Origin of the sequence: Streptomyces sp. P9-2 (assembly GCF_051903975.1) — a bacterium.
In the GTDB taxonomy this organism is placed as follows: domain Bacteria; phylum Actinomycetota; class Actinomycetes; order Streptomycetales; family Streptomycetaceae; genus Streptomyces; species Streptomyces cellulosae.
Window position 1 is genome coordinate 3,892,990 of record NZ_CP192633.1, and the last position, 25,283, is coordinate 3,918,272.

The following is a 25,283-nucleotide window of genomic DNA, read 5'->3' on the forward strand; positions in this document are numbered from 1 at the left end:
GGAAGCGCATGGAGGGAGGAAGGCAGGGAGAGCGGGGGTCAGCCGGCGGCCGGGACCGGGCAGGCCGCCTCGGTGGCGAGCCTGCGCAGTGCGGCCTCGGCCAGCAGGGCGACGGAGGTCACGGCGACCAGGGGCTGCAGCGGCGCCCAGTAGGTCAGCGCGCCGGAGGCGCCGACGAGGAGGAGGACCACCTTGTTGCAGACGGGGCAGCCGATGGCCAGGAACGACAGCACACCGCCGAGGTAGCCCAGACGCCGGCCGGGGGCCGGATCGGCAGGCCGGACCGCAGGGCCCGCCGCCACATAGGTGGCCAGCACCAGGCCGGCGAGCGCGGCGGTGACAGCCCAGGCGGGGTAGTTCCACCACTGCACAGGGACCGAGCGGGAGAACCACGGAGTGGGAACGACGGCCGTCGGGACACCGGTCACCATGGCCGTGGCCAGCGCACCGGTCATGGCGGCCGCCCACCGGCGGACGGTCCAGCCGCGCAACGCGGCCACCGCCCCACGGACCGAACGAGAAGAAGACATGGAAAGGGAACACTCCGTTCTGCGGACTGGGAAGGGCGCGATCAGCTGATCGGCCTACACCTGCAGAACGGAAAGGACAGACAGAGAAACCGGCGGCGGCCGTCCCACAGACTCCGCGGGCGGGTACCGGCTAGGCGGCGGACACAGGACCGGATCGCCGCCTGCGCTGGCGATCACCCGCGCCGATGAGGCCGCCGAGACCTCGCCCCGGACCGTCTGTGCTCCGGCGAGCGACTTCTTGACGCAGGGGCGTGGTGCGGACCGGTCCTCAAGGACAGTCGACCGGACATGATCGACCGTCGGCCGGTGCCGCTCAGCGGCGTGCCCGTCCGCAGCAGTGACCACCCCCGACCCTCCTACGGTGCCGTTGGGGGCGGTGGCGCGGCCGGCGCACAGCCATGCCGTCAGGACCACGAGGAACGCGAGCGCGATCCGGACACCGTGATGTGCCCTCAACCGCCTCATGGCTCCTCCGGCCCGCTGCTTCCCCGGCATGTGTGGGCCACTCTACCCACGCTGTCTTTCGCCGGACGACCCGGCGTGCGGATGGCACCGGGAGGCGGGATGCGGGTCAGGCGAGGGCGAGGAAGAGCTTTTCCAGTTCTTCCTGCGACATCGGCGGGGCGTCGGAGTCCCCGGCAAGGCACTGCCGCATTCCGCTGGCCACGATCTTGAATCCGGCCCTGTCCAGGGCCCGGGAGACCGCCGCGAGTTGCGTCACCACATCCTTGCAGTCGCGGCCGGCCTCGACCATCGCGATCACGGCAGCCAACTGTCCCTGTGCCCGCCGCAGGCGGTTCAGCACGGGCTGTGTCGATTCTTCGTCCACCTGCATGGGAACCCTCCTCCACATCCCCACCATAATACCCCGAGGGGTATAAACCCGGCTCCCCTGGCATCCGGGCGGTCGGTGCGGTCGGCGAGCGGGAGGGGCGGCGCCGTCCGGGTCCCCCGGCGCGGACGCCTTTCGGTCGGTGCGCTGGAAGGTCCCGCACGCGCCGGCGGGGCGGCCGGGCGGGAGCGAGTTGGCTGCCTTTCTCCCGCCGAGCGACCCCATGGATACCCCCTGGGGTATTTGACAGCTCGAAGGGTGACCCTTTACGGTCGATGACGTAATACCCCAGGGGGTATGGGACGCGTCCTGCCGCGGCAATCAACCCGACTGGACGACCCTCAGGCCCGGCCTGGCGTCACGGTCCGTCGTTCACGCTTCGACTCCACGCCGACGCCCCGCTTTCCCCTGTCGTCCGCGCCCGCTCTTTCCGGGAGGGCGCCTCACGGCCGAAATAATACCCCCCGGGGTATGCAGTCCATCTCGTGACGGAGGTTTCCGTGTTCTTCTCGCAGTACTACCTCGAGTGCCTCTCCCAGGCGTCGTACATGATCGCCGACGAGTCCACCGGTCAGGCCGTGGTCGTCGACCCCCGCCGGGACGTGTCCGAGTACCTGAACGACGCCGAGGCCCGCGGCTTCACCGTGGTCGGAGTCATCAACACCCACTTCCACGCGGACTTCGTCGCCGGTCACCTGGAGATGGCCGCCCGCACCGGCGCGTGGATCGGCTACGGGCGCCGCGCGGAGACCGAGTACGCGATCCGCAAGCTGGCCGACGGCGACACGATCAGCCTCGGCGACGTCACCCTGAAGATCATGGAGACTCCCGGGCATACCCCGGAGTCGATCAGCGTGCTGGTCTACGAGCGCGCCGAGGACACCGTCCCGTACGGTGTGCTCACCGGTGACGCACTCTTCATCGGTGACGTCGGCCGCCCCGACCTGCTGGCCTCGGTGGGCGTGACCGCCGACGAGCTCGGCGCGATGCTCCACGACAGCGTGCAGAACAAGCTGATGAGCCTGCCGGACGAGGTGCGCGTCTTCCCCGCTCACGGTGCCGGCTCCTCCTGCGGCAAGAACCTCTCCACCGAGCGGCAGTCGACCATCGGCGAGCAGCGTGCCACCAACTACGCGTGCGCCCCGATGAGCGAGAAGGACTTCGTTGCCATCGTGACCGCCGGGCAGTCGGCTGCGCCGGGCTACTTCGCCTATGACGCGGACCTGAACCGCCGGGAGCGGGAGCTGTTCGACCCGGCGAGCGCGCCGCGGGCGCTGGGCGTGGAGGACTTCCTGGCCCGGCGCGCGGCGGGCGCCGTGGTGGTCGACGCCCGTGACCCGCAGGAGTTCGCCGCCGGACACCTGCGCGGGGCGGTCAACGTCCCGGCCGACGGCCGGTTCGCCGAGCAGGCCGGCACCGTCCTGCCGCTCGGGGCCGAGCTGCTGGTCGTCGCCCCGGAGGACCGTGAGGAGGAGATCGTCACCCGCCTCGCCCGGATCGGCTTCGACCGGGTGGCCGGCTATCTGGCCTCCCCTGACGAGGCGCTGGAGACGGTGGCCGACGAGGTCACCCCGGCCAGCCGCCTGACCGCAGCCCAGCTGCGTGCCGAGCTGGAGGGCGAGACCCCGCCGGTTGTGATCGACGTCCGCAACTGCGGCGAGCGCGGCGAGAACGGGTTCATCGAGGGCGCCCTGCACATCGCGCTCGGCGAGCTCCCGAACCGTCTGGACGAGATCCCCCGCGACAAGCCGCTGGTCCTGCACTGTGCCGGCGGTCACCGCTCCTCCATCGCCGCCAGCCTGCTGCGCCAGCAGGGCTTCGAGGACGTCTCCGACGTGCTCGGCGGCTGGGCCGCCTGGGCCCTGCTGAACACGCCCGCCGCCGTCTGACCCGGCGGGGCGTAACGAGCTGCCGGTGCGCCCGCGGCAGGGAACTTCTGCCCTGACTGCCCCCGGTGCGGGCGCACCGGCCCCTTCCCCCGCATTTCCCTGTTCTCCACCCGTGCCTTGTACGGGTCCGCATCACCCATGGAGTTCTCATGACGACCACCAACGCCACCGCTTTCACCCCCGCCGCGCTCCAGTATCTGATCAAGACCGGCAAGGCTCCCCGTCTGCTGGACGTGCGCACCCCAGGTGAGTTCCAGACCAGTCACATCCCTGGCGCCTACAACGTGCCGCTGGACACCCTGCGCGAGCATCGTTCCGAGCTGCGCCGCCACCTCGATGAGGACGTGGTGCTGGTCTGTCGCTCCGGCGCCCGCGCCTCGCAGGCCGAGCAGGCGCTCGCCGAGGCGGGCCTGCCGAACCTGCGCGTCCTGGACGGCGGCATGATGGCCTGGGAAGCGGCCGGCGCCCCCGTCAACCGCGGCCCGGAGCGTTGGGAGCTGGAGCGCCAGGTCCGCCTGATCGCCGGCTCGGTCGTGCTGGTCAGCGGCGTCGTGGGCTTGTTCGTCCCCGGCGTGCACCTGATCGGCACCGCGATCGGCGCCGGCCTCACCTTCGCCGCCCTCAGCAACACCTGCGCGATGGGCATGATGCTCTCCAAGCTGCCTTACAACCGCGGCCCGCGCACCGACATCCGCACCGTCATCGCCTCCCTGCGGGACCGGTCGTGATCACCCTCGTCCTGGCCGCCTCCGTCCTGATCGGCATCAGCCTGGGCATCCTGGGCGGCGGCGGGTCCATCCTGACCGTGCCGATCCTCGTCTACCTCGCGGGCCAGGACAGCAAGGAGGCCATCGCCACCTCGCTGTTCGTCGTCGGCGTGACCAGCCTGATCGGTCTGATCCCGCACGCCCGCGCGCACCGGGTCCGGTGGCGCACCGGACTGATCTTCGGCGCGGTCAGCATGGTCGGCGCCTACGGCGGCGGACGTCTGGCCGAGTTCATCCCGGGCACCGTGCTGCTGATCGCGTTCGCGCTGATGATGCTGGCCACCGCCGTGGCCATGCTCCGCAAGGGCGCGGGTCGCAAGGCTGGGCACAGGGCCGCCCACGCCGAGCTTCCGGTGAAGCACGTGATCGTGGAGGGACTGGTCGTGGGTGCGGTCACCGGGCTGGTCGGCTCCGGTGGCGGCTTCCTGGTCGTCCCCGCCCTGGCTCTGCTCGGCGGACTGCCCATGAGTGTCGCGGTCGGTACTTCGCTGCTGGTCATCGCGATGAAATCGTTCTCCGGGCTCGCCGGTCACCTGGCCGGTGTCCAGATCGACTGGGATCTCGCCCTGATGGTGACCGCTGCAGCGGTCGTCGGCAGCCTGGTCGGCAGCCGCTTCGCCGGCCGCATCCCTCAGGACACTCTGCGCAAGACGTTCGGCTGGTTCGTCGTCGCCATGGGCGTCTTCGTCCTCAGCCAGCAGCTCCCCGCCGCCGTGTGGACCAGCCCGTTGACCTGGATCGGTGTCGGACTCGCAGCGGCGGCGGCCGTGGGCTGGACGCTGGCGCGCAGGCGCAGGACGGAGGAAGTCGGCGAAACGACGCCGGAGAACACCCGCCAGCTGAGCATGCGCCCCTAACACCACTCGCAGAGGGGGAATCGCACGCCCATACGTCATCACACACGAAGGAGAAGCCCGGTGAAAGTGCAGGAAGAGGCGGTGACCGCAGTCCTCAACCGGCTGCGCCGCGCCCAGGGACAGCTCACGGGAATCATCACCATGATCGAGGACGGCCGCGACTGCGCGGACGTCGTCACCCAGCTCGCTGCCGTCTCCCGCGCCCTCGACCGGGCCGGATTCAAGATCGTCGCCAGTGGCATGCGCCAGTGTCTCGTAGGCGGGGAGGGCGAATCATCGTCGATGACGGAAGAGGAACTGGAGAAGCTGTTCCTCACCCTGGCGTGAACATGCGGCTGTGGCCCGCGGCGGAACTCTGCCGCGGGCCACAGCCGTCCGCATCCGCCGCGCGCCCGCCCCACCCCGTCCGTCGGTTCGACCGCCGTCCCTCTGCGAACCGGTTTGACCGCGGCCAGGCCGAGGTACTCGCCCACGCGGAGGAATACCCCCCCGGGTATCACTGTTACAGTGGTGGACAGATACCTACGGGGGTATTTTCGAGGAAGGGAGCAGCTTCGTGTTCTTCATCGACACCATCGAACTCGAGGGCCTCGGCAACCGGCACTACCTGGCCGGCGGCGAGCGCGCGGCCGTGGCCGTGGACCCGCCGCGTGATATCGACCAGGTCCTGGCGGCGGCGGCCCGGCGGGGCGTGCGGATCACCCACGTGGTGGAGACCCACGTCCACAACGACTACGTCACCGGCGGTCTCGAGCTGGCCCGGATCACAGGCGCCGCCTACCTGGTGCCGGCCGGCGCCAACGTGTCGTTCGACCGGGTGCCGGTGGCCGACGGCGACACGGTGACGGTCGAGGATGGGCTCGAGCTGCGGGCCGTGGCCACCCCGGGCCACACCCCGCACCACACCGCCTACGTGCTGGCCGAGCAGGGCAAGCCGGTGGTCGCGTTCACCGGCGGGTCGCTGCTCATCGGCACCGTGGGCCGACCCGACCTGGTGGAGCCCCGCCTGACCGAGGAACTGGCCCGCGCCCAGCATGCCTCGGCCCACCGGCTGGCCGCCGAGCTGCCGGACGAGACCTCCGTCCTGCCCACGCACGGCTTCGGCAGCTTCTGCTCGTCCGCACAGGCCGAGGGCGACGCCACCACGATCGGCAAGGAGAAGAGCGTCAACACGGCGCTGACCACGGACGTGGACTCCTTCGTCGCCGAGATCCTGGCCGGGCTGGAGGACGTGCCCGCCTACTACGCGCACATGGGCCCGGCCAACGCGGGCGGTCCCGCCCCGGTGGACCTGACCCCTCCGGCCGTCGCGGACGCCCCCGAGATCGCCGCCCGGCTCGCGGCCGGCGAATGGGTGGTCGACCTGCGCAACCGGGTCGCCTTCGCCGAGGGCCACGTCGCCGGATCGTTCAACTTCGAGGCGGACGGCAAGCTCGCCACCTACCTGGCCTGGATGATCCCGTGGGGCAAGCCGGTGACCCTGCTCGCCGAGTCCGCGGAGCAGCTGGCCGCCGCCCAGCGCGAGCTGGTCCGGGTCGGCATCGACCGGCCCGCGGCCGCCGCGACCGGCACCCCGCGGGAATGGGCCGGCGACGGCGCCCCGCTGGCGTCCTTCCCCCGTTCCACCTTCGCGGGTCTGGCCGAGCAGGGCACCGACGGGATCGTCGTGCTGGACGTACGCCGCGACTCCGAGCGCGCCGCCGGACACATCGAGGGTTCCGTCCACATCCCCATCCACCAGCTGCACAAGCGGCTCGGCGAGGTCCCGGCGGGCACCGTGTGGGTGCACTGCGCCGGCGGCATGCGGGCCGGGATCGCGGCCTCGCTCCTCGACGCCGCAGGCCGTGATGTCGTGGCCGTCGACGACGGCTTCGACTCCGCCACCGAAGCCGGCCTGACCGTTCTCCCCGGCTGAGCGGCAGGCCCGGCAACACGGCACCGAACCCCGCCAACCCCGCGGCCGCCCCACCACCTGCACCACTTCTTCTCCGAAGGTCTTGTGATGTCCCTGTTCTCCCGGAATTCAAAGCGTGTCTCCGCGAACGAGGCCCACCGGCGTACCCAGGGCGACGGCGCCACCGCCGTCCTGCTGGACGTACGCGAGCGGGCCGAGTGGGACGCCGGGCGCGCACCCGGCGCCGTCTACGCGCCCCTGTCGGCCCTGGCGGCGGGTGCGGACCTGCCGCAGGCCGCCCAGGGACGGCCGCTGGTGGTGATCTGCCGCAGCGGCAACCGTTCGCAGAAGGCCGCCGAACTGCTCTCCGCGCGCGGCGTTGACGCGGTGGACGTCAGGGGCGGCATGACAGCATGGGCCGACCACGGATACCCGGTCGTCGACGGACGCGGAAATCGCGGCTCGGTGGCATGACGGCTCTGATCCTCGCGCTTGTCGCCGGAGCCGTCGTCGGCCTCGCCCTCGGCGGACTCGGCGGCGGGGGCAGCGTCCTGGCGGTGCCGGCCCTGACCTACCTGCTCGGCCTGAGCCCGGCGGACGCGATCACGGCCAGCCTGGTCATCGTCACCGTGACCTCCGTGACCGCGCTCGCCGGACACGCCCGGGACAGCAACGTCGCCTGGCGGACCGGCCTGCTGTTCGCGGCGGCCGGCGTCGTACCCGCGGCGCTCACCGGGACGGTCGCCGGCCACCTGCCCCCGGTGGGGCTGACCGTCGCCTTCGCGATCGTCGCCTCCGTCGCCGCCGTGGGCATGCTGCGGCCCGCGCGCACCCCGGCCGCCGGCGAGGTGCGTCCCGTCAGGGCGGGCGCCGCCGGCGCCGGACTCGGTGCGGTGACTGGCCTGCTGGGCGTGGGCGGCGGCTTCCTCGCCGTCCCCGCCCTGGTCCGGGTGCTGAACCTCCCCATGCGCCGGGCCCTGGGCACCAGCCTGCTGGTCATCACCGTCAACTCGCTCGCCGCACTCGCCGCCCGCGCCGGAACCGCCACGCACCTGGACTGGACCGTCATCGCACCGTTCACCGCGGCCGCGATCCTCGGCGCCTGGGACGGCAAACGCCACGCGAAGCGGCTCACCGGCGACACACTGCAGCGGATCTTCGCCTACGTACTTCTCGCGGTCGCCGCCCTCATGCTCGCCGACGCCCTCGTCTGACCCCCTCCGACGGCTCCCCCGCCGACTCCCTCCGGCCCGCACAGCAGGCCGGCCGGAACTTTCTCCCCGCCAACTGCACCCGCACCGTTCAAGGACACCGACGCATGACCACGACCACGACCACCGCGACGAAGCGGCCCGCCGGACCCGCCGTGCGCCTCGGGCTGCGGGAGAACTGGCTCCAGTTCACGCTCCTCGTCGTCGTCAACATGGCGGTCGGCGGCCTGGTGGGCCTGGAACGCACCACCGTCCCGCTCATCGGCACCGACGTCTTCGGCCTGACGAGCGACCTGGCGGTCTTCTCGTTCATCATCGCCTTCGGTCTCACCAAGGCCCTGACCAACCTCGCCGCCGGAGCCCTGACGGCACGCTTCCGCCGCAGGCAACTCCTCCTCGCGGGCTGGCTGATCGGTGTCCCTGTTCCCTTCGTGCTCGCCTGGGCGCCGTCCTGGGGGTGGATCATCGCCGCGAACATCCTGCTCGGCCTCAACCAGGGCCTGGCGTGGTCGATGACCGTCAACATGAAGATCGACCTCGTCGGGCCCGCCCGGCGCGGACTCGCCACCGGACTCAACGAGGCCGCCGGATACGCCGCCGTCGGCGTCACCGCACTGCTCACCGGCTACCTCGCCACCGGCTACGGCCTGCGCCCCGTGCCAGAACTCCTCGGCGTCGTCTTCGTCGTCGCCGGCCTCGCCCTGTCCCTCGTCGTCCGCGACACCGCAGCCCACGTCGCCCTCGAACTCGCCCAGCACCCCAAGCCCGCGCCCGCCGACGAGACGCCCGGCCTCGCCGCCACCTTCGCCCGCACCTCCTGGCGCGACCGCTCCCTGCGCGGCGCCAGCCAGGCCGGCCTCGTCAACAACCTCAACGACGGACTCACCTGGGGCGTCTTCCCCCTTCTCTTCACCCACCACGGCCTCGGCCTGGCCGCCGTCGGCCTCATCAAGGGCCTCTACCCCATCCTGTGGGGCATCGGCCAGATCCCCGCCGGCCACCTCGCCGACCGCATCGGCCGCAAACCCCTCATCGTCACCGGCATGCTCGTCCAGGCCGCCGGCTTCGTCCTCGCCCTCGCCCTGCTCGACAACCCCCTGCTCGCCGGCACCCTGTCCGCCGTCGCCCTCGGCCTCGGCACCGCCATGGTCTACCCCGCCCTCATCGCCTCCGTCTCCGACCACGCCCACCCCGCCTGGCGCGTCAACGCCCTCGGCACCTACCGCTTCTGGCGCGACATCGGCTACGCCGCCGGCGCACTCATCGCCGGCGCCCTCGCCGACACCCTCGGCCTGAACGCCACCGTCATCACGGCCGCCGCACTCACCGCCGCGTCCGGACTCCTGGCCGCCCGCTGGATCACCGAGCACCGGCCCGACACCCGCTGAGGGACACAGCGGTCAGAGGCGCCATCACCCAGGTGGGGTCTTCGAAGCCGTGGGCGCCACCCCTGGTGGCCGATGGACAACGGACAAGACGAAGCCCTGCCCATAACAGTTGTGCGGCGGACGAGCCGGAGCGCGGATCGATCACTCATTGGTCCGTATAGACAGCGCATCAGGTGTGCCGACGGCGACTGCGCAGTCGCAAGGGGCCGCAGAGTTGACGAGTCCTCCGTGATGGGCAAGTTTGCGAGCGAGAGGGCAACTCGGCGCAGGGGTGTTCCCTTTGCCGTGTCGTTGAGACGACACCCAGTGCGACGGTCGCCTGTTCTCCTCGCTCCGTGCAGCCGTATGCGGGCGTGCCGCATGCGCACGGATGTGGAGCGCGCAACAACTGCGACGGCTACTAACGGCCGACATCGCGCAGGGTCTTGGAGGAGAAGAAGCGCTGGAACTCGAGGCCGACGAAGCCGAACAGGGGTGTGCTCTCAGGGAAAGAGTCACAGGTCAGAAGGATGTCGGCTAGGTCGCAGCCAGGGACTTTTCAGGGACTTTCTTGCTTGTCCGAGGGGTGCATCAGGGACATTTCCCTGCGTAAGAAGGGACAGCGCCGCATCGCAGGGAAAGCCCAGGGCCGGCGCCGGTCTGGAGCTCTTCTCGTCGTCCCCGCCATGGGCAAAACTGCGGGCCCTGAGCTGAACTCCCAGCTCAGGGCCCATAGTTGAGATGTCAGCCGTACGTGTAGAACCCCGAGCCCGACTTCCGGCCGAGCCGCCCCGCGTCCACCATCCGCTGCAGCAGCGGGGGAGCGGCGTACAGAGGCTCCTTGTACTCCTCGTACATCGAGTACGCGACCGAGGCGACCGTGTCCAGGCCGATCAGGTCGGACAGCTTGAGCGGACCCATCGGGTGGGCGCAGCCCATCTCCATGCCGTTGTCGATGTCCTCGCGGCTGGCGATGCCCGACTCGAACATCCGGATCGCGGACAGCAGGTACGGGATCAGCAGCGCGTTGACCACGAAGCCGGAGCGGTCCTGGGCGCGGATCGCGTGCTTGCCCAGCACCTTCTCGGTGAAGACCTGCGCGCGGCTCAGGGTGCCCTCGGAGGTGGTGAGCGCAGGGATCAGCTCGACCAGCTTCTGCACCGGGGCCGGGTTGAAGAAGTGGATGCCGATGACGTGGTCCGGGCGGGACGTGGCGACGGCCAGCTTCACCAGCGGGATGGAGGAGGTGTTCGACGCCAGGATCGCGTCGGGGCGGGTCACGACCTGGTCGAGGACCTGGAAGATCTCCGTCTTCACCTGCTCGTTCTCGACGACGGCCTCGATCACCAGATCGCGGTCGGCGAACTCGCCGAGGTCCGTGGTGAAGGTGAGCCGGGCCTGGGTGGCCTCCAGCTCCTCCTCGCTGATCTTGCCGCGCTCCGCCGCCTTCGACAGGGAGTTGAACAGCCGGGTCCGGCCGATCTCCAGGGCTTCGCCGGTGGTCTCGGCGACCTTGACGTCCAGCCCGGAACGGGCGCACACCTCGGCGATACCCGCGCCCATCTGACCGCAGCCCACCACTCCGACGCGTTCGATGTCGGTCACATCGTCCCTTTCGCTACTGCTTACGGCTGTGGCAGGGTGCCGGGTCCCGGCGCCTGCTCCGTTCGTGCACGTTACTCCGAAGTATCGATGATCGATCGCGGGGGTGGGGCATCCTGGCCGGGAGACCCGCCCTGACCAGGCGGTTCCGGGACGATCGTGACAGATGTCGCCGCAGAGGGGCGTCAGGGGAGAGGCAGGGGCGAGGGTGTGGGTGTCACGCAGGGGCTTCGCGGCGGCGGCGCTGGCCGCGCTGACGGCCATGACGCAGGGGTCCGCCGCGCCACGGCCGGGGCCGGACACGGGCACGGCGGGAGGGCCCGGACGGGGCGGCGCGGCCGCCGGCGAGATGCGGGGCATGTGGGTGTCCACGGTCACCAACCGCGACTGGCCGTCCCGGCCGGGCCTCAGCGCCGACCGGCAGCGCGCCGAACTGCTCGCCCACCTCGACGCCGCCGTCCGCGCGCGCCTCAACACCGTGATGCTCCAGGTGCGGCCCACGGCCGACGCGCTGTGGCCGTCGCCGCACGAGCCCTGGTCGCAGTACCTCACCGGTACGCAGGGCGCCGACCCCGGCTGGGACCCCCTCGGCACGGCGGTCGCCGAGGCCCACGCCCGTGGGCTGCACCTGCACGCCTGGTTCAACCCGTACCGGGTCGCCATGCACGCCGACCCCATGCGGCTCGCCGCCTCCCACCCGGCCCGCCGCAACCCCGGCTGGGTGATCCCGTACGGCGGGAAGCTGTACTACGACCCGGGTCTGCCGGAGGTCCGGGCGTTCGTGCGGGAGGCCATGCTGGACGCGGTGCGCCGCTACCCGGTGGACGGGGTCCACTTCGACGACTACTTCTACCCGTACCCGGTGGCCGGGCAGACCTTCGACGACGACGCCACGTACGACCGGCACGGCGCCGACTTCCCGGACCGCGCGGCCTGGCGGCGGGACAACGTCGACCGGCTCGTCCACGAGACCGCCGAGGCGATCCGGACGATCCGCCCCGGCACGCGCTTCGGCATCAGTCCCTTCGGGGTGTGGCGCAACGCCGACGTCGACCCGCTCGGCTCCGCGACGCGCGCGGGCGTGCAGTCGTACGACGATCTGCACGCGGACACGCGGAAGTGGGCGCGGGAGAACTGGATCGACTACATCTGCCCGCAGCTGTACTGGAGCGTCGGCTTCGCCGCGGCGGACTACGCGAAGCTCGTGCCCTGGTGGGCCGACGTCGTGCGCGGCTCGGGGACGCGGCTGTACGCGGGGGAGGCGCTGTACAAGGCGGGGGATCCGGCGCAGCCCGCTGCCTGGCAGGACCCCGCCGAACTGTCCCGTCACCTCACGCTGGCGAAGCGGTACCCCGAGATGCGGGGGCACGTGTTCTTCGCGGCGCGCGAGGTGACGGCCGATCCGGTCGGGGCGATGGCACGGATGGTGGCCGACCACTACGGCCGGCCCGCCGGGCCCCCGTCCTGATCAGTGCCGGGTCACGACCTCCCGGTGCCGGATCTCGGTGTCGGGGCCGGGGGAGCAGATGCCCTCGTGCCCGTCCTCGAACCGGACCCGGTACGGCGGGTCGCCGTCCCGGCCGAGCACTTCGACGATCTCGCCGACCTTGTCGTGCTGGCCGACCACCCTGCCGTGCTGGACAAGCTGGTCACCCACGGTTGCGCGCATCGTCGCCTCCTCACCTGAAGGGAGCAGCGGTCCATGCTCCTTCGAGTCTACGGCGGGGGGCGGAACGCGCCAGCGGGTCGGCCGCGTGCGCGGTCTGGCTCCGCGCCTGCCTGCGACGTCTTGTTCGGTCGGCCGTGCGTGCGGTCTGGCTTCGCGCCTGCGGTCTGGCTTCGCGCCCGCGGTCTGGTTCCGCGCCCGCCCGCGGCGCCGCGTTCGGTCGGCCGCCCCCGCGGCCTGGCTCCGCGCCCGCCAACGGCACACCCTGCTCAGTCGGCCGCCACGGTGGCCTACCCCCGCGCCCGCTGCGTCACCGCGATGCACACCAGCACCGCCATCGCCGTCACCGGTGCCGCCCACGGGAGGTGTTCTCCCAGGAGGAACACCGACCAGAACAAGGTCAGCAAGGGCTGGGCAAGCTGCAGTTGGCTCGCCTTCGGGATGCCGATCGACGCCATGCCCCGGTACCAGACGATCAGGCCGAGGAACTGGGAGCCCGCCGCCACCCACAGCAAGCCGGTCACGCTGTGCGCGGTCAGTTCGACTGGTTCCGTGGTCAGGGCCACCGCGGCCACCGGCACCGTGAGCGGCAGGCACAGCACCAGCGCCCAGCCGATGACCTGCCAGCCCGGCATCGCGCCGGCCAGCCGCCCGCCCTCGGTGTAGCCGGCCGCGCAGATCAGCAGGGCGCCGAAGAGGTACAGGTCCGCGGACGTCAGCGCGCCCCCGCTCTGCTGCACGGTGAACGCCACCACCGCCGCCGCGCCCGCGAGGGCCGCGACCCAGAAGGTGCGCGAGGGGCGTGAGCCGGTCCGCAGGGACGAGAAGAGGGCCGTGGTGAGCGGCAGCAGGCCGACCACCACGGCCGCGTGCGCCGTCGTGGACGTCTGCAGCGCCAGCGTGGTCAGCATCGGGAAGCCCAGCACCACCCCCGCCGCGACCACCGCGAGCCCCGCCCAGTGGCGGCGGTCCGGGAGCGGGACGCGCAGGGCCAGGAGACAGCCCCCGCCGATCACCGCCGCGAGCACGCTGCGCACCGCCACCAGCGACCAGGGCCCGAAGCCCTCCAAACCCCAGGCGGTGGCGGGGAAGGTCAGGGAGAAGGCGACCACCCCGAGGGCGGCCTGGACGGTGCCGAAGCCACGGCCGCGCGGGGGAGCGGCAACCGCTATCGGCTCGGAGGTAGTAGCGCTACTCTGTGCTCTCATGCAAGAGCGTAACAGCGTCGGTGAACTGGCGGAACAGCTGCGGCAGGAGCTGGACCGCTACTCTCCCGGTGAGAAGCTCCCGTCCAGCCGTGCCCTCGTCGAGCGGTTCCGGGTCAGCCCTGTGACCGTCTCCCGCGCGCTGGCGCGGCTCGCCGCCGAGGGACTCGTCGTCACCCGCCCCGGCGCCGGAGCCTTCCGTGCCGTGCCCCGCACACCGGCCGCTCCCACCGGGGACACCTCCTGGCAGGAGGTCGCCCTCAGCGCCGACGGCGCCGCCGACCTCGTCCCGCGCTCGGTCGACGCGTCCGGCGTCCTCGTCTCGCTGGCCGCCCCCGCGCCCGGAGTGATCGAGTTCAACGGCGGCTACCTGCACCCCTCCCTCCAGCCGGAGCGCGCCATGGCCGCCGCGCTCGCCCGCGCCGGACGCAGACCGGGCGCCTGGGGGAGGCCGCCCATGGAGGGGCTGCCCGAGCTGCGCGAATGGTTCGCGCGCGCCATCGGCGGACCTGTGACGGCGGCCGGTGTGCTGGTCACCGCGGGCGGACAGTCCGCGCTCACCACCGCCCTGCGCGCCCTCGCCCCGCCCGGCGCCCCCGTCCTCGTGGAGTCGCCCACCTACCCCGGCATGCTCGCCATCGCCCGCGCCGCCGGACTCCGCCCGGTGCCCGTACCCGTCGACGCCGACGGCGTACGCCCGTCCCTCCTCGCCGACGCGTTCCGCGCCACCGGCGCCCGCGTCTTCGTCTGCCAGCCCCTTTTCCAGAACCCCACCGGCGCCGTCCTCGCCCCCGAGCGGCGCGCCGAGGTGCTGCGCATCGCCCGGCGGGCCGGCGCGTTCGTCGTCGAGGACGACTTCGTACGGCGGCTGGTGCACGAGGACGCGGGCCCGCTGCCGCGCCCGCTCGCCGCCGACGATCCCGACGGCGTGGTGGTGCACGTCAGCTCGCTGACCAAGGCCACCTCGCCCAGCTTCCGGGTGAGCGCCCTCGCCGCGCACGGCCCGGTGCTGGAGCGGCTGCGCGCCATCCAGATCGTCGACACCTTCTTCGTGCCGCGCCCGCTCCAGGAGGCCACTCTGGAGCTGGTGGGCTCGTCCGCCTGGCCCCGCCATCTGCGTGCCGTCTCCACCGCCCTGCGCACCCGCCGAGACGCCATGACCGCCGCCCTCCGCCTCCAGCTGCCCGGCCTTTCCCTGCCGCACATCCCCTCCGGCGGCTACCACCTGTGGCTGCGCCTCCCCGACGGCGCGTCCGAGTCCGCCCTGACCGCCGCCGCACTGCGCGCGGGCGTCGCCGTCACCCCCGGACGCCCCTACTTCAGCGCCGAACCGCCCGCAGGGCACCTGCGCCTGAGCTTCGCCGCCGTGGCCGGCGCCGGCGAGATCACGGAAGGCGTGCACCGGCTGCGCGCGGCCTGGTCCCAGGTGGTGGGATAACGGCTCGACGCCCGCCGTCACCGGCTGCCAGCATCGGCGCATGACTGCCGATCCCCGCCTGCCCGAGGGCTACGAGATCTCCGCCGACCCCGCCCGCATCGACGCCGGCACGGTGCACCGCTGGCTGTCCACCGACGCGTACTGGGCCCTCGGCCGCCCCCGCGAGACACAGGACAGGGCGATCCGCGGCTCCCTCAACTTCGGCGTGTACGACACGGTCACCGGCGCGCAGGTGGCGTACGCCCGCGTCATCACCGACAGGGCCACCTTCGCCTGGCTGTGCGACGTGTACGTGGACCCCGCCGTCCGCGGCAAGGGGATCGGCACCGCGCTCGTCACCGCCGTACGGGACGACGTGCGCGAGTACGGCGTACGGCGCGTCCTGCTCGCCACGCACGACGCGCACGAGGTGTACGCGCCCCTCGGGTTCCGGCCACTGGAGCGGCCGGACCAGTGGATGGCGCTGATCTTCGAGCAGGTGTGAGGCCCGATCCGGTGGGCGCATAGGGCCGGGGTTGTGCCGTATGCCCTCGGCGGAGGGTGAGGCCCGCGCCACCAAGCGTCATGGCCGGCCGACACCCCTTGACCAGCCGACCCCGGCGGCTGACCATCGCCGCATGGCACTTCGGGTCACGTTCGTCGCAGCGGCGGGGAGCTCCACGGTGCTGTCCGAGCGCTTCGAGGACTCCCGGCCGCTGGACCAGGCCGGATGGAGCGAGGTGCAACGCGTCGCGCACGAACTGCTGCCCCTGGCCGCGGCCGACCTGCGCTACTGCTCACCGGCGCCCCGCAGCCGCGCCACCGGGGAGGGCCTCGGGTACGCGCCGCTCGTCCAGCTCGCCCTGCGCGACTGCGACATGGGCCGCTGGCGCGGACTGACCCTCGGTGAGGCGATGGCCCGGGAGCCGGAGGCGGTGGACGCCTGGCTCGCCGAGCCACGGTCCACACCCCACGGCGGGGAGTCCCTGCTGGACTTCATCGGACGCGTCGGCAACTGGCTCGACACGCGGCCCGCCGAGGACGGCTGCCGGGTGGTCGCGGTGGCCGAGCCGTCGGTGATCCGCGCGGCGCTCGTCTACGCGCTGAAGGCGCCGCCCGGCACCTACTGGAACATCGACGTCCGCTCGCTGTCGACGATCAGCGTCGCCGGGCGGCCGGGCCGCTGGAGCCTGCGGCTCGAAAGCGTCTCGGCCCAGCCCCTGCGCGCCTGACCTCACGTGACGGGAGTGCGTGCGTACTCCGTGACGAGTTCCAGGTCCTTCGCCGGGCCGCGCACCCGCCAGACCACCCGCCAGTGGTCCGCGTCCCGCACGGTGAACTCGCCCCGGTAGAGGTCCGCCGAGCAGGGGTGGTCGGCGGTGTGCCGGCCGGACCCGAGGTCCAGGCCGTGGAAGAAGCGGCCGTCCGCGAACCGCACGTCCGCCGTGCCGTCGGGCCCGCGCAGGAAGCGGAGCGTGCGCTCGGCGGGTCGCGTGGCGCCGCGCCAGGTGAAGTCGCCGGACTCCCGCTGCAGCAAGCCGTCCTCGTCGTCGAGCGGCTCGAACACCACGGTCCCGCTGAACCGCCCCTCGTCCCCGCCCGCCAGGTCCCGCACCACGCGCTCGGCCCGCCAGGCGCCGCCCAGATACGCCAGTACGTCGGGTACCGGCCAGAACTCGCCCATGGCGTCCCGTTCTCCCGTGCTCTCTCGTGCTCCGCGGTGCCGCACGCCCCATTGACGTGCTCCTGCCCCCTCCCTATCTTGCCGTTCGAAGTGCTGCACAGCGTCCGACATTACGAACGACCGCCCACTCCCCCCAAGAGCCGCGGAGTATCCATGTCACGCACCGCCCGGCACCGCACCCGCCGCAGAGCCGTCCTCGCCGGCACCGCCCTGCTGACGGCCGCCGTTCTGCTCCCGGTCCCCGCCCACGCGGAGGACGTCACCGACTACACGATCACCGTCGACACCGGCGCCCGTGGCCCGGCGATCGGCGACACGATGTACGGCGTCTTCTTCGAGGACATCAACCGGGCCGCCGACGGCGGTCTGTACGCCGAACTCGTCCAGAACCGCTCCTTCGAGTACTCCACCGCCGACCACGCCTCCTACACGCCCCTGACCTCCTGGACCACCTCCGGCACGGCCGAGGCGCGGGACGACTCCGGGCGGCTCAACGAGCGCAACCGCACCTACCTGTCCCTCGGCGCCGGCTCCTCCGTCACCAACGCCGGCCACAACACCGGCATCCGGGTCGAGCAGGGCAAGCGGTACGACTTCTCGGTGTGGGCCCGCGCCGAGGCCGGCGCCGCCCTCACCGTCACGCTCAAGGACGCGGCGGGCACCCTCGCCGACAGCCGCACGGTCGCCGTACGGGGCGGCTGGACGCAGTACAAGGCCACGTTCACCGCGTCCCGCACCAGCAGCCGCGGCCGCCTCACCGTGGCCACCTCCGCCGACGCGGCCCTCGACATGGTGTCGCTGTTCCCGCGCGAGACGTACAAGAACCGGCCCAACGGGCTGCGCAAGGACCTCGCAGAGAAGATCGCCGCGCTGCAGCCCGGCTTCCTCCGCTTCCCCGGCGGCTGCCTGGTCAACACCGGCTCCATGGAGGACTACAGCGAGGCCTCCGGCTGGCAGCGCAGGCGCGCCTACCAGTGGAAGGACACCGTCGGCCCGGTCGAGGAACGCGCCACCAACGCCAACTTCTGGGGATACAACCAGAGTTACGGACTCGGCTACTACGAGTACTTCCGCTTCGCCGAGGACGTCGGCGCGATGCCGCTCCCGGTCGTCCCCGCGCTCGTCACCGGCTGCGGCCAGAACAGGGCCACCGACGACGAGGCGCTGCTGAAGCGGCACATCCAGGACACCCTCGACCTGATCGAGTTCGCCAACGGCCCGAGGACGTCGAAGTGGGGCGCCCTGCGCGCCGAGATGGGCCACCCCAGGCCCTTCGGCCTCACCCACATCGGCGTCGGCAACGAGGAAAACCTGCCGCACGAGTTCTTCGCCCGCTTCCAGCGGTTCCGCGCCGCCATCGAGGCGGAGCACCCGGAGATCACGGTGATCTCCAACTCCGGCCCGGACGACACCGGCACGGTCTTCGACACCGCCTGGCGGCTCAACCGCGAGGGCGGCGTCGACATGGTCGACGAGCACTACTACAACAGCCCGCAGTGGTTCCTGCAGAACAACGACCGCTACGACTCCTACGACCGGCAGGGCCCGAAGGTCTTCCTCGGCGAGTACGCCTCCCAGGGCAACGCCTGGAAGAACGCCCTGGCCGAGGCGGCGTACATGACCGGCCTGGAGCGCAACGCCGACGTCGTGAAGCTCGCCTCGTACGCGCCGCTGCTGGCCAACGAGGACCACGTGCAGTGGCGGCCGGACATGATCTGGTTCAACAACCGCGCCTCCTGGGGCTCGGCGAACTACGAGGTCCAGAAGCTGTTCATGACCAACGTCGGCGACCGGGTGATCCCCTCACGAGCCAGTACCACGCCCGACGTCAGCGGCCCCATCACCGGCGCGGTCGGTCTCTCCACCTGGGCGACGAGCGCCGCGTACGACGACGTCGAGGTGACGGCGGCCGACGGCACCACGCTGCTCAGCGACGACTTCTCGGCCGGCGCCGGCCGCTGGAGCCACGTCGGCGGCGGCAGCTGGACCGTCCAGGACGGCCGCTACGTCCAGACCGACGAGGCCGCCGAGAACACCCTGGTCACCGCGGGCGACCCGGAGTGGCGCGACTACGACCTGCGGGTCAGGGCGGTCAAGCGCTCCGGCAAGGAGGGCTTCCTGGTCGCCTTCGGCGTGAAGGACACCGGGAACTACTACTGGTGGAACCTGGGCGGCTGGAACAACACGCAGTCCGCGGTGGAGCAGGCCGTGGACGGCGGCAAGTCCACCCTGATCTCCAGGCCGGGCTCGATCGAGACGGGCCGTGCGTACGACATCGAGGTCGAGGTGCGCGGCCGCAGGGTCACCCTGTACCTCGACGGCGAGGAGTGGGGGAGCTTCACCGACGACAAGCCGGCCGAGCCGTTCCGCCAGGTGGTCACCGAGGACGCCCGCACCGGCGACCTGCTCCTCAAGGTCGTCAACGCCCAGCCGTCCGAGGCCCGCACCTCCGTCGGCCTCGGCACCGCCCGCGTCTCCTCCCGCGCCCGGGTCACCACCCTGGCCGCCGACCCGGACGACACGAACACCGAGACGGACACCCCGGTCACCCCGGTGACCTCGACGTTCCGCGGAGTGGCGCCGACGTTCGAGTACACCTTCCCGCCGCACTCGGTGACGTTCATGAGGATCGCCCGGAGGTGACGACGCGGAACGCGTGATCCCCCGGGGCCGGCCGGGCCGGCCGGCCCCGGGGGAAGCCCGTCGGCCTCATGGGCCTGGCAGGGCAATGCGGGACGGGCCGGTTCGGCCCGGCATGCGCAAGCGTTCGGATGCCCCGTCGGCCACGCTGGCTGGAGGACTGGGGGCCGGGACTCGCCCGGCCCCCGCAGCCGGAGGTTGCCGTCATGACCGTGATGTCCATCGCCAGGTTCGAGAGGTTCTTCCGTGCGGCCGCGGGGCTGGACGTCGACAAGAACGATCTCAAGCGCTACAGCGACTTCGTCGACGCCAAGCTCTACGATCTGCTCACCGTCGCCCAGGCCACGGCCAAGGCCAACGGGCGGGACGTCGTCCGGACCTGGGACCTGCCGATCACGAAGGGCCTGCAGGAGAGCATCCACCGCTTCCGGGAGATCGACGAGGAGGTGGAGCTCGAGCCGATCCTCGAACAGCTCGCCACCCACCCCGCTCTCGACCGCACGCCCGACGAGGAGACCGAGGCGGCCTACCCGGAGATCATCGGCGGACTCAGCCTCGCCCTCGCCCAGAGCTTCAAGATCCTCCACCCCGACCTGAAGAACCCGCAGACCCAGCACTGGGACGAGGCCCGAGCCGTCTTCGACCTGCTTCTGTGAGCGGTGGCAGGGATCCTCGAAGGTATGGAGAGAAACGCGTCCGTCGGGTCGGGAGAGCTCCTGCTGGAAGAATTCGTCGGGGCGGCCCAGCTGGCGTCCCCCGCGGAGCTGCCCGTCGTCCTGAACCGGTACGCCGAGGCCATGGGCCTGGGGACGGCCGCGATCTACCTGGTCGACATCCAGCAGAGACTGCTGGTGCCGTTCGTCGAGGGCGAGCCGGACCTGGACCTCGAGACGTCGCTGGCGGGCTGGACCTACCGCACCGACTCCCTCCGCGTGGAGGAGACTCCGTCCGGCCAGCTGAACGTATGGCTGCCCCTCGCCAACGGAGCGGAGCGGCTGGGCGTTCTGGAACTGACCATGGACTCGCTGGACGGGGTCACCCTGCGGCGCTGCCGCACGGCGGCGTCGCTCCTCGCGTTGATCATCACGTCCCAGCGCACCTACAGCGACACCATCGCGCAGCGCATGCGGACCAGGCCGATGCATCTCCCCACGGAGATGGTGCGCGCCTTCCTCCCTCCCCGGTCGATCGGAACCGGTCGGGTGGTGTCGACGGCGGCCCTGGAGCCCGCGTACGAACTGGGCGGCGACGCCTTCGACCACGTGTTCACCGAGGACATCCTGCACACCACGGTCCTCGACGGCATGGGGCACGACCTGGCGTCCGGACTCGCCACCTCCGTCGCCATGGCGGGCTGCCGCAACGCCCGGCGCAGCGGGGCGGGCCTCGACGAACTCGTGGGCACCGTGGACGACGCGCTGGCGAAGTGGCTCCCGGAGCAGTTCTGCACCGGTGTCTTCACGCAACTGCACATGCGCACCGGCGTGCTGAGGTGGTGCAACTGCGGTCATCCGGCCCCGCTGCTCATCCGCCGCCACCGCCTGCTCCACAAGGCGCTGGAGCGGCCGTCCGAGCCCCCTCTGGGACTGCCCGCACGTCTCGCCGGGACCGCCCGTCAGGTGCACGAGGTCCGCCTGGAACCGGGCGACCGCATCCTCCTCTACTCGGACGGCGTCGTCGAGTCGCGCAACGAGGAGGGCGAGCAGTTCGGCCTGGAGCGCTTCACCGACTACATCATCCGGTCCACCGCCGCGGGGCAGAACGCCCCGGAAGTGCTGCGCCTGCTCATCCACTCCATCCTCGACCACCGGCACAACAAGCTCAGCGACGACGCCACCATCCTGATGTTCGAGTGGCAGCCCCCTGATCCGTGACCAGGGGACCGCGTCGTGGCGGAGTCACGGCAGGAGCGCGGCGAACGCGTTCGGCACGCGGGCCTTGACGTGCTCCCACTCACCGGCGCTCACATGGAGCGCCATGGTTTTCAGGACAGTGCGCACCAGCTTCTCGGGGCCGCCCTCGACCGCGTAGGGGAATTCGCTCCTGACCCGCGCCATGAACTCGTCGTTGCTCATCCGCACGGGCGATTCGGCCGGTTTCCAGCCGTCGTAGTAGACACCCCTGACGAGAGTCGGCAGCTGCGCGCCGAACTGCACGGCCGTCTCCACCGGGAGCCGGTCCCTGAGCGGGTGCAGCACCGCCCGCAGCGCCGCGTAGGACTGCTTGCGCCGGTCCTTGGGCCATCCGAAGGCATCCTCGATGTCCTTGAGGAGCCGGTTGGCCTTGTCCACCATCGTGTCGAACGAGGAAAAGCCTGTGTCGACCATTTGTGTGGGCCTTTCGTTCCGGGTGCTACGTTCCGGGTGCCACGGGCTCAGCCCGCGAGGTCGGCCTTGCCGAACAGGGCCGCGTAGCTCGAGGGGAGCTGGCTGATGATCTGGTTCAGTTCTCCGCCGGTCACGGCGTCGCCCAGGGTGGACAGGACCGCGCCCGCGTCCCATTCCGCCGTACGCGGCCGGGCGTCGGTGCGCTCGGCGACCCGGCGCAGGAACTCCTCGATCCCGAAGCTCCGCGCCTGCTGAGGCGCGGCGTCCTCCAGCACCTGCCCGAGCGGGCCGGGCAGCTGCGACGCCAGATCCCTGACCTCTCCGGGGCTGATCCGCTGGGCCAGCACTTCCAGCACGGCGTTGGTGACGTGCGCGGCCTCGTCGTTGTCCTTGTACTCGCCGCGCTCCCGTACACGGGCGAGGAATTCGTCGTACTTCACTGCGGCCTCCTTCTGTTCCGGTCACCGCCGGCGGGGGTGTCCGGCTAGCTGCCGGACCTGTCGCGTCCGTCCGCCGGCGCGTAGGTGTCGTGGCCGACGTCCCTGACCCTGGACTCCCGCTCGGACTCCCGCAGGGCGCGCCGGAAGCGCCGGGGGCCCCAGGAATGGCCGCCCACGGCTTTCTTGAGCTCATCACGGCTCGTCGGGCCGGATTCCTGGAGGGCGTGGGTGATCTGCTCGATCTCGTCGTCGAGGCGCTGCTCGGCCATGGCGGACGTACGGCTCGCCGCGCCCGCGGTGCCGGCCATCCCCGGCGAGTACATCCTGTTGCCCTGCCCGGTGCCCGGGCGGTAGCGGCGGAGTCCGGCGCGCTGCCGCTCCCGGCGGCGGGCGGTGCGGTCGGCGATCCGCCGGTCGCGCTCGTGCGCCGCCTGCTGCACCTCGGCCGGCCGGCCGAGGTCCCGTTCGGTCTGCGGCGCGGGCTCGCCGCGCCAGTCCGCCTCCACCTCCTCGGCGGTGAGCGGCCGGGCGATGTTCTCCAGGGACTGCTGTTCGGCGCGCACGCCGAAGAAGACCTCGGCGAGACCGCCCAGCGCCATGGCCGCAGCTCCGACGAGGAAGCCGATGGCCACCAGGTCGGCGTTGCCCGTGTGGATCAAGTGGCCGAACAGCAGCGGCCCGGTGATCCCGCCCACGGCCGTGCCGATGGCGAAGAACAGCGAGATGGACAGGGCGCGGGTCTCCATGGGGAAGACCTCGCTCACCGTCAGATAGGCCGAGCTCGCTCCCGCGGAGGCCACGAAGAAGGTCAGCGACACCAGCAGGAAGAACCACAGCGTGGTCAGGGACCCGGTCATCAGCAGGACCGCGAGGACGGTGGCCACGACCGCCGATCCGAAGTAGGTGGCGGTGATCATCGGCTTCCTGCCCACGGTGTCGAACAGCCGTCCGAGGAGGAGCGGCCCGAGGAAGTTGGCGATCGCGAACAGGGCGAGGAAGTACGGGATCGTGCCGGACCCGATGTCGAAGAATCCGCTCAGCAGCGTGCCGAGGTCGAAGACGATCGCGTTGTACAGGAACGCCTGTCCGACGAAGAGCGCCAGGCCGAGAAGGGCGCGACGCGGGTACCGCCGCAGGGCCACGCCGGCGATCTCCCGGAACGGGATGACCTTGCGCTGCCGCACGGTGACCGCCTCGCCCGGCTCCGGCAGCTCCTGGCCGGTCTCCTGACGCACCTCGGCCTCGATCCCGTCGACGATGCGTTCGGCCTCGTCCTCGTGCCCGTGGATGAACAGCCAGCGTGGACTCTCGGGCACATGGCGGCGTACCAGCATGATGGCCAGGCCCAGGACGCCGCCCAGGCCGAAGGCCAGCCGCCAGCCGAGGTCGGCCGCCAGCAGGCTCTCGTTGAGGAGCAGCACGGCGACCAGGCTGCCGATCGCCGAACCGACCCAGTAACTGCCGTTGATGGCGAGGTCCACCTGCCCGCGGTTGCGGGCGGGGATCAGCTCGTCGATGGCCGAGTTGATCGCGGCGTACTCCCCGCCGATGCCCATGCCGGTGACGAAACGGGCGAGGTATAGGTACCAGGGGTCACGGGCGAACGCGGTCGCGACGGTGGCGAGGACGTAGATGCCGAGCGTGACCATGAACAGTTTCTTGCGCCCGAAACGGTCGGTGAGCCTGCCGAACAGGAGGGCTCCGAGGCACGCGCCCGCCACGTAGATGGCGGCGGCGGTGCCGATGTCGGCGCTGGTCAGGTCGATGCCGCTGCCCGGTTCCGTCATGCGGGCGGCGACCGCCCCGACGATCGTCACCTCGAGTCCGTCCAGGATCCAGACGGTGCCGAGGCCGATGACGATCCTCCAGTGGAAGCGGGACCACGGCAGCCGGTCCAGCCGGGCGGGAACCTTGGTGGTCACCACGCCGAGTTCGGAGGTGCTGGTCATGCGCATGTCTCCTCGATCAGGTTGACGGGCTGATGCCTGGGGGAGCGGAACAGGACGAAAGGCACCTATACGGATAATGTGGTCGTTTATGCTGCGCTGCCACCTGCTGGGACACCGTTTTCGCTTCTTCCACGAGGGCGAGTCGATGCGCTGGCATTGCGCGCGCGGGTGCGGGGCTGAGGGAAGCAAGCGATATCCGACGGCGCGGGACGCGGAGCGTTACGCGCGGGCGTTCGACCGCGAGGACCAGGCCGACCTGGGCCGGCGCGCGCCGCTGGGTCTCCTTCCCCTCCGCCTGTTGCGCGCCTGGCGCCGGCGCGGTGACAGGGGCGACGGCGGACCCCGTACCGTGCCCCGGTCGCGGTAGGAAGGTGTGGCAGGGGACGCCTGTTCATGAGTCACCGCCGGATGTTCGAGCCTCGTCCGGCCGGCCGCGGTTCCGGACGCCGTCCGGAACCGCGGTGGCGTCTCAGGAGCTGTTCCCCGAGCTCTCACTCGTGTCGCTGATCTCGATGTGCCGGGGCCTGGCGACGTCGGCCTTGGGGACGGTGATGCTGAGCACGCCGTCCGACATCCGCGCGGTGATCTTGTCCATGTCGACCTCTCCGGGCAGCCGCAGCCGGTACTCGAAGGCTCCGGTGCGGCGGGTGCTCCGGCGCAGGACGCCCTTGCGTTCCCTCTCCTTGATCTCTCCGGTGACCACCAGCTCCTGGCTGTTGGCCTCCACGTCGACGTCCTTGGTCTTGACGCCGGGGAGTTCGATCTCGACGTGGAAGGCGTCGTCGGACTCCGTGACGTCCGCCATGGGCGTCCACGCCGCTGCGGGCGCCGCGCTTCCCACGGTGGACTCGAGCAGCCCGGTCATCTCGTTGATCAGCTGGTCGAACTCCGTGAGCGGATTGCGGGCCCAGCCGACGGTCCTGTCCTGCGTCGCGCCACCGGGGTGACGCCGTACGGGCGTGGTCATTCCCCTTGCCTCCTCTTTCGGTGATCTCCTCGCGGCCTG

General features: G+C 71.5%; 25 protein-coding genes. 15 read left to right on the forward strand and 10 right to left on the reverse strand.

Features of this window, described 5'->3' with window-relative positions; translation table 11 throughout:
• Positions 1–38: 38 nt before the first annotated feature.
• Complete coding sequence (locus tag ACQY0Z_RS17825; protein WP_189901466.1) at positions 39–530, reverse strand: hypothetical protein; 492 nt, start codon at positions 528–530, stop codon at positions 39–41.
• A 571-nt stretch (positions 531–1,101) separates the two neighbouring features.
• Positions 1,102–1,365, reverse strand: coding sequence for a metal-sensitive transcriptional regulator (locus ACQY0Z_RS17830; protein WP_189901464.1), 264 nt, complete (start codon positions 1,363–1,365; stop codon positions 1,102–1,104).
• A gap of 497 nt (positions 1,366–1,862) precedes the next feature.
• Here ACQY0Z_RS17830 and ACQY0Z_RS17835 point away from each other — a divergent pair, with 497 nt between their 5' ends.
• The 8 genes from ACQY0Z_RS17835 to ACQY0Z_RS17870 all read left to right on the forward strand — a co-directional run bounded on the left by ACQY0Z_RS17835 (position 1,863) and on the right by ACQY0Z_RS17870 (position 9,368).
• Entirely contained in the window at positions 1,863–3,251 is a 1,389-nt protein-coding gene (locus tag ACQY0Z_RS17835; protein WP_189901546.1) for a rhodanese-like domain-containing protein, read from the forward strand.
• Positions 3,252–3,400: 149 nt separating this feature from the next.
• Complete coding sequence (locus ACQY0Z_RS17840; RefSeq protein WP_439812520.1) at positions 3,401–3,979, forward strand: rhodanese-like domain-containing protein; 579 nt, start codon at positions 3,401–3,403, stop codon at positions 3,977–3,979.
• Entirely contained in the window at positions 3,976–4,875 is a 900-nt protein-coding gene (locus tag ACQY0Z_RS17845; RefSeq protein WP_189901461.1) for a sulfite exporter TauE/SafE family protein, read from the forward strand. The genes ACQY0Z_RS17840 and ACQY0Z_RS17845 overlap by 4 nt, the downstream gene beginning before the upstream one ends.
• Before the next feature lie 60 nt (positions 4,876–4,935).
• The gene (locus ACQY0Z_RS17850; RefSeq protein WP_189901458.1) at positions 4,936–5,202 is read left to right on the forward strand and encodes a metal-sensitive transcriptional regulator; all 267 of its coding nucleotides are present in this window, start codon (positions 4,936–4,938) and stop codon (positions 5,200–5,202) included.
• Positions 5,203–5,431: 229 nt separating this feature from the next.
• On the forward strand, positions 5,432–6,790 hold the full coding sequence (locus ACQY0Z_RS17855) for an MBL fold metallo-hydrolase (RefSeq protein ID WP_189901456.1): 1,359 nt from the start codon (positions 5,432–5,434) through the stop codon (positions 6,788–6,790).
• Between the two features lie 87 nt (positions 6,791–6,877).
• Positions 6,878–7,243 (forward strand): rhodanese-like domain-containing protein, encoded by a 366-nt coding sequence (locus tag ACQY0Z_RS17860; RefSeq protein ID WP_189901454.1) that lies wholly within the window; start codon positions 6,878–6,880, stop codon positions 7,241–7,243.
• Entirely contained in the window at positions 7,240–7,983 is a 744-nt protein-coding gene (locus tag ACQY0Z_RS17865) for a sulfite exporter TauE/SafE family protein (RefSeq protein WP_189901452.1), read from the forward strand. Before ACQY0Z_RS17860 ends, ACQY0Z_RS17865 begins: the two co-directional genes overlap by 4 nt.
• 104 nt (positions 7,984–8,087) lie before the next feature.
• Positions 8,088–9,368, forward strand: a complete 1,281-nt coding sequence (locus ACQY0Z_RS17870; protein ID WP_189901450.1) for an MFS transporter — start codon at positions 8,088–8,090, stop codon at positions 9,366–9,368.
• 723 nt (positions 9,369–10,091) lie between these two features.
• Here ACQY0Z_RS17870 and ACQY0Z_RS17875 read toward each other — a convergent pair.
• A complete protein-coding gene (locus ACQY0Z_RS17875) occupies positions 10,092–10,952 on the reverse strand; it encodes a 3-hydroxybutyryl-CoA dehydrogenase (protein ID WP_189901448.1) in 861 nt (286 codons plus the stop codon).
• 211 nt (positions 10,953–11,163) lie between these two features.
• On the opposite strand from ACQY0Z_RS17875, the gene ACQY0Z_RS17880 reads away from it, so the two are divergent.
• Positions 11,164–12,417 carry a glycoside hydrolase family 10 protein gene (locus ACQY0Z_RS17880; protein WP_439812521.1) on the forward strand — a complete coding sequence of 418 codons (1,254 nt, stop codon included), beginning with the start codon at positions 11,164–11,166 and terminating at the stop codon, positions 12,415–12,417.
• On the opposite strand, the gene ACQY0Z_RS17885 is transcribed toward ACQY0Z_RS17880, so the two are convergent.
• On the reverse strand, positions 12,418–12,618 hold the full coding sequence (locus ACQY0Z_RS17885) for a DUF1918 domain-containing protein (protein WP_006132349.1): 201 nt from the start codon (positions 12,616–12,618) through the stop codon (positions 12,418–12,420).
• Between the two features lie 287 nt (positions 12,619–12,905).
• Positions 12,906–13,823, reverse strand: a complete 918-nt coding sequence (locus ACQY0Z_RS17890; protein WP_189901446.1) for a DMT family transporter — start codon at positions 13,821–13,823, stop codon at positions 12,906–12,908.
• Between ACQY0Z_RS17890 and ACQY0Z_RS17895 the strand changes: the two genes are divergently transcribed.
• The 3 genes from ACQY0Z_RS17895 to ACQY0Z_RS17905 all read left to right on the forward strand — a co-directional run bounded on the left by ACQY0Z_RS17895 (position 13,822) and on the right by ACQY0Z_RS17905 (position 16,469).
• Positions 13,822–15,258, forward strand: coding sequence for a PLP-dependent aminotransferase family protein (locus tag ACQY0Z_RS17895; RefSeq protein WP_189901444.1), 1,437 nt, complete (start codon positions 13,822–13,824; stop codon positions 15,256–15,258). The genes ACQY0Z_RS17890 and ACQY0Z_RS17895 overlap by 2 nt on opposite strands.
• 40 nt (positions 15,259–15,298) lie before the next feature.
• A complete protein-coding gene (locus ACQY0Z_RS17900) occupies positions 15,299–15,742 on the forward strand; it encodes a GNAT family N-acetyltransferase (RefSeq protein WP_254586065.1) in 444 nt (147 codons plus the stop codon).
• Between the two features lie 133 nt (positions 15,743–15,875).
• Positions 15,876–16,469: a histidine phosphatase family protein gene (locus tag ACQY0Z_RS17905; RefSeq protein ID WP_254586064.1), complete on the forward strand. Its 594-nt coding sequence runs from the start codon at positions 15,876–15,878 to the stop codon at positions 16,467–16,469.
• 2 nt (positions 16,470–16,471) lie between these two features.
• Here ACQY0Z_RS17905 and ACQY0Z_RS17910 read toward each other — a convergent pair whose 3' ends face one another.
• Complete coding sequence (locus ACQY0Z_RS17910; RefSeq protein WP_254586063.1) at positions 16,472–16,921, reverse strand: DUF6314 family protein; 450 nt, start codon at positions 16,919–16,921, stop codon at positions 16,472–16,474.
• Between the two features lie 153 nt (positions 16,922–17,074).
• Between ACQY0Z_RS17910 and ACQY0Z_RS17915 the strand changes: the two genes are divergently transcribed.
• The 3 genes from ACQY0Z_RS17915 (at position 17,075) to ACQY0Z_RS17925 (ending at position 21,435) form a co-directional block, all read left to right on the forward strand.
• Positions 17,075–19,564, forward strand: coding sequence for an alpha-L-arabinofuranosidase C-terminal domain-containing protein (locus ACQY0Z_RS17915; protein ID WP_439812522.1), 2,490 nt, complete (start codon positions 17,075–17,077; stop codon positions 19,562–19,564).
• A 203-nt stretch (positions 19,565–19,767) separates the two neighbouring features.
• Positions 19,768–20,217 carry a DUF1931 family protein gene (locus ACQY0Z_RS17920; RefSeq protein WP_189901435.1) on the forward strand — a complete coding sequence of 150 codons (450 nt, stop codon included), beginning with the start codon at positions 19,768–19,770 and terminating at the stop codon, positions 20,215–20,217.
• A 24-nt stretch (positions 20,218–20,241) separates the two neighbouring features.
• On the forward strand, positions 20,242–21,435 hold the full coding sequence (locus ACQY0Z_RS17925; RefSeq protein ID WP_439812523.1) for a PP2C family protein-serine/threonine phosphatase: 1,194 nt from the start codon (positions 20,242–20,244) through the stop codon (positions 21,433–21,435).
• 24 nt (positions 21,436–21,459) lie between these two features.
• On the opposite strand, the gene ACQY0Z_RS17930 is transcribed toward ACQY0Z_RS17925, so the two are convergent.
• The 4 genes from ACQY0Z_RS17930 to ACQY0Z_RS17945 form a co-directional block, all read right to left on the reverse strand.
• Positions 21,460–21,888: a DUF2267 domain-containing protein gene (locus ACQY0Z_RS17930; RefSeq protein ID WP_254586060.1), complete on the reverse strand. Its 429-nt coding sequence runs from the start codon at positions 21,886–21,888 to the stop codon at positions 21,460–21,462.
• A 47-nt stretch (positions 21,889–21,935) separates the two neighbouring features.
• Positions 21,936–22,328: a DUF2267 domain-containing protein gene (locus ACQY0Z_RS17935; protein ID WP_254586059.1), complete on the reverse strand. Its 393-nt coding sequence runs from the start codon at positions 22,326–22,328 to the stop codon at positions 21,936–21,938.
• A 44-nt stretch (positions 22,329–22,372) separates the two neighbouring features.
• Positions 22,373–24,277, reverse strand: coding sequence for an MFS transporter (locus tag ACQY0Z_RS17940; protein WP_347225992.1), 1,905 nt, complete (start codon positions 24,275–24,277; stop codon positions 22,373–22,375).
• Between the two features lie 469 nt (positions 24,278–24,746).
• Positions 24,747–25,244, reverse strand: coding sequence for an Hsp20/alpha crystallin family protein (locus ACQY0Z_RS17945; protein ID WP_189901427.1), 498 nt, complete (start codon positions 25,242–25,244; stop codon positions 24,747–24,749).
• Positions 25,245–25,283 lie beyond the last annotated feature (39 nt).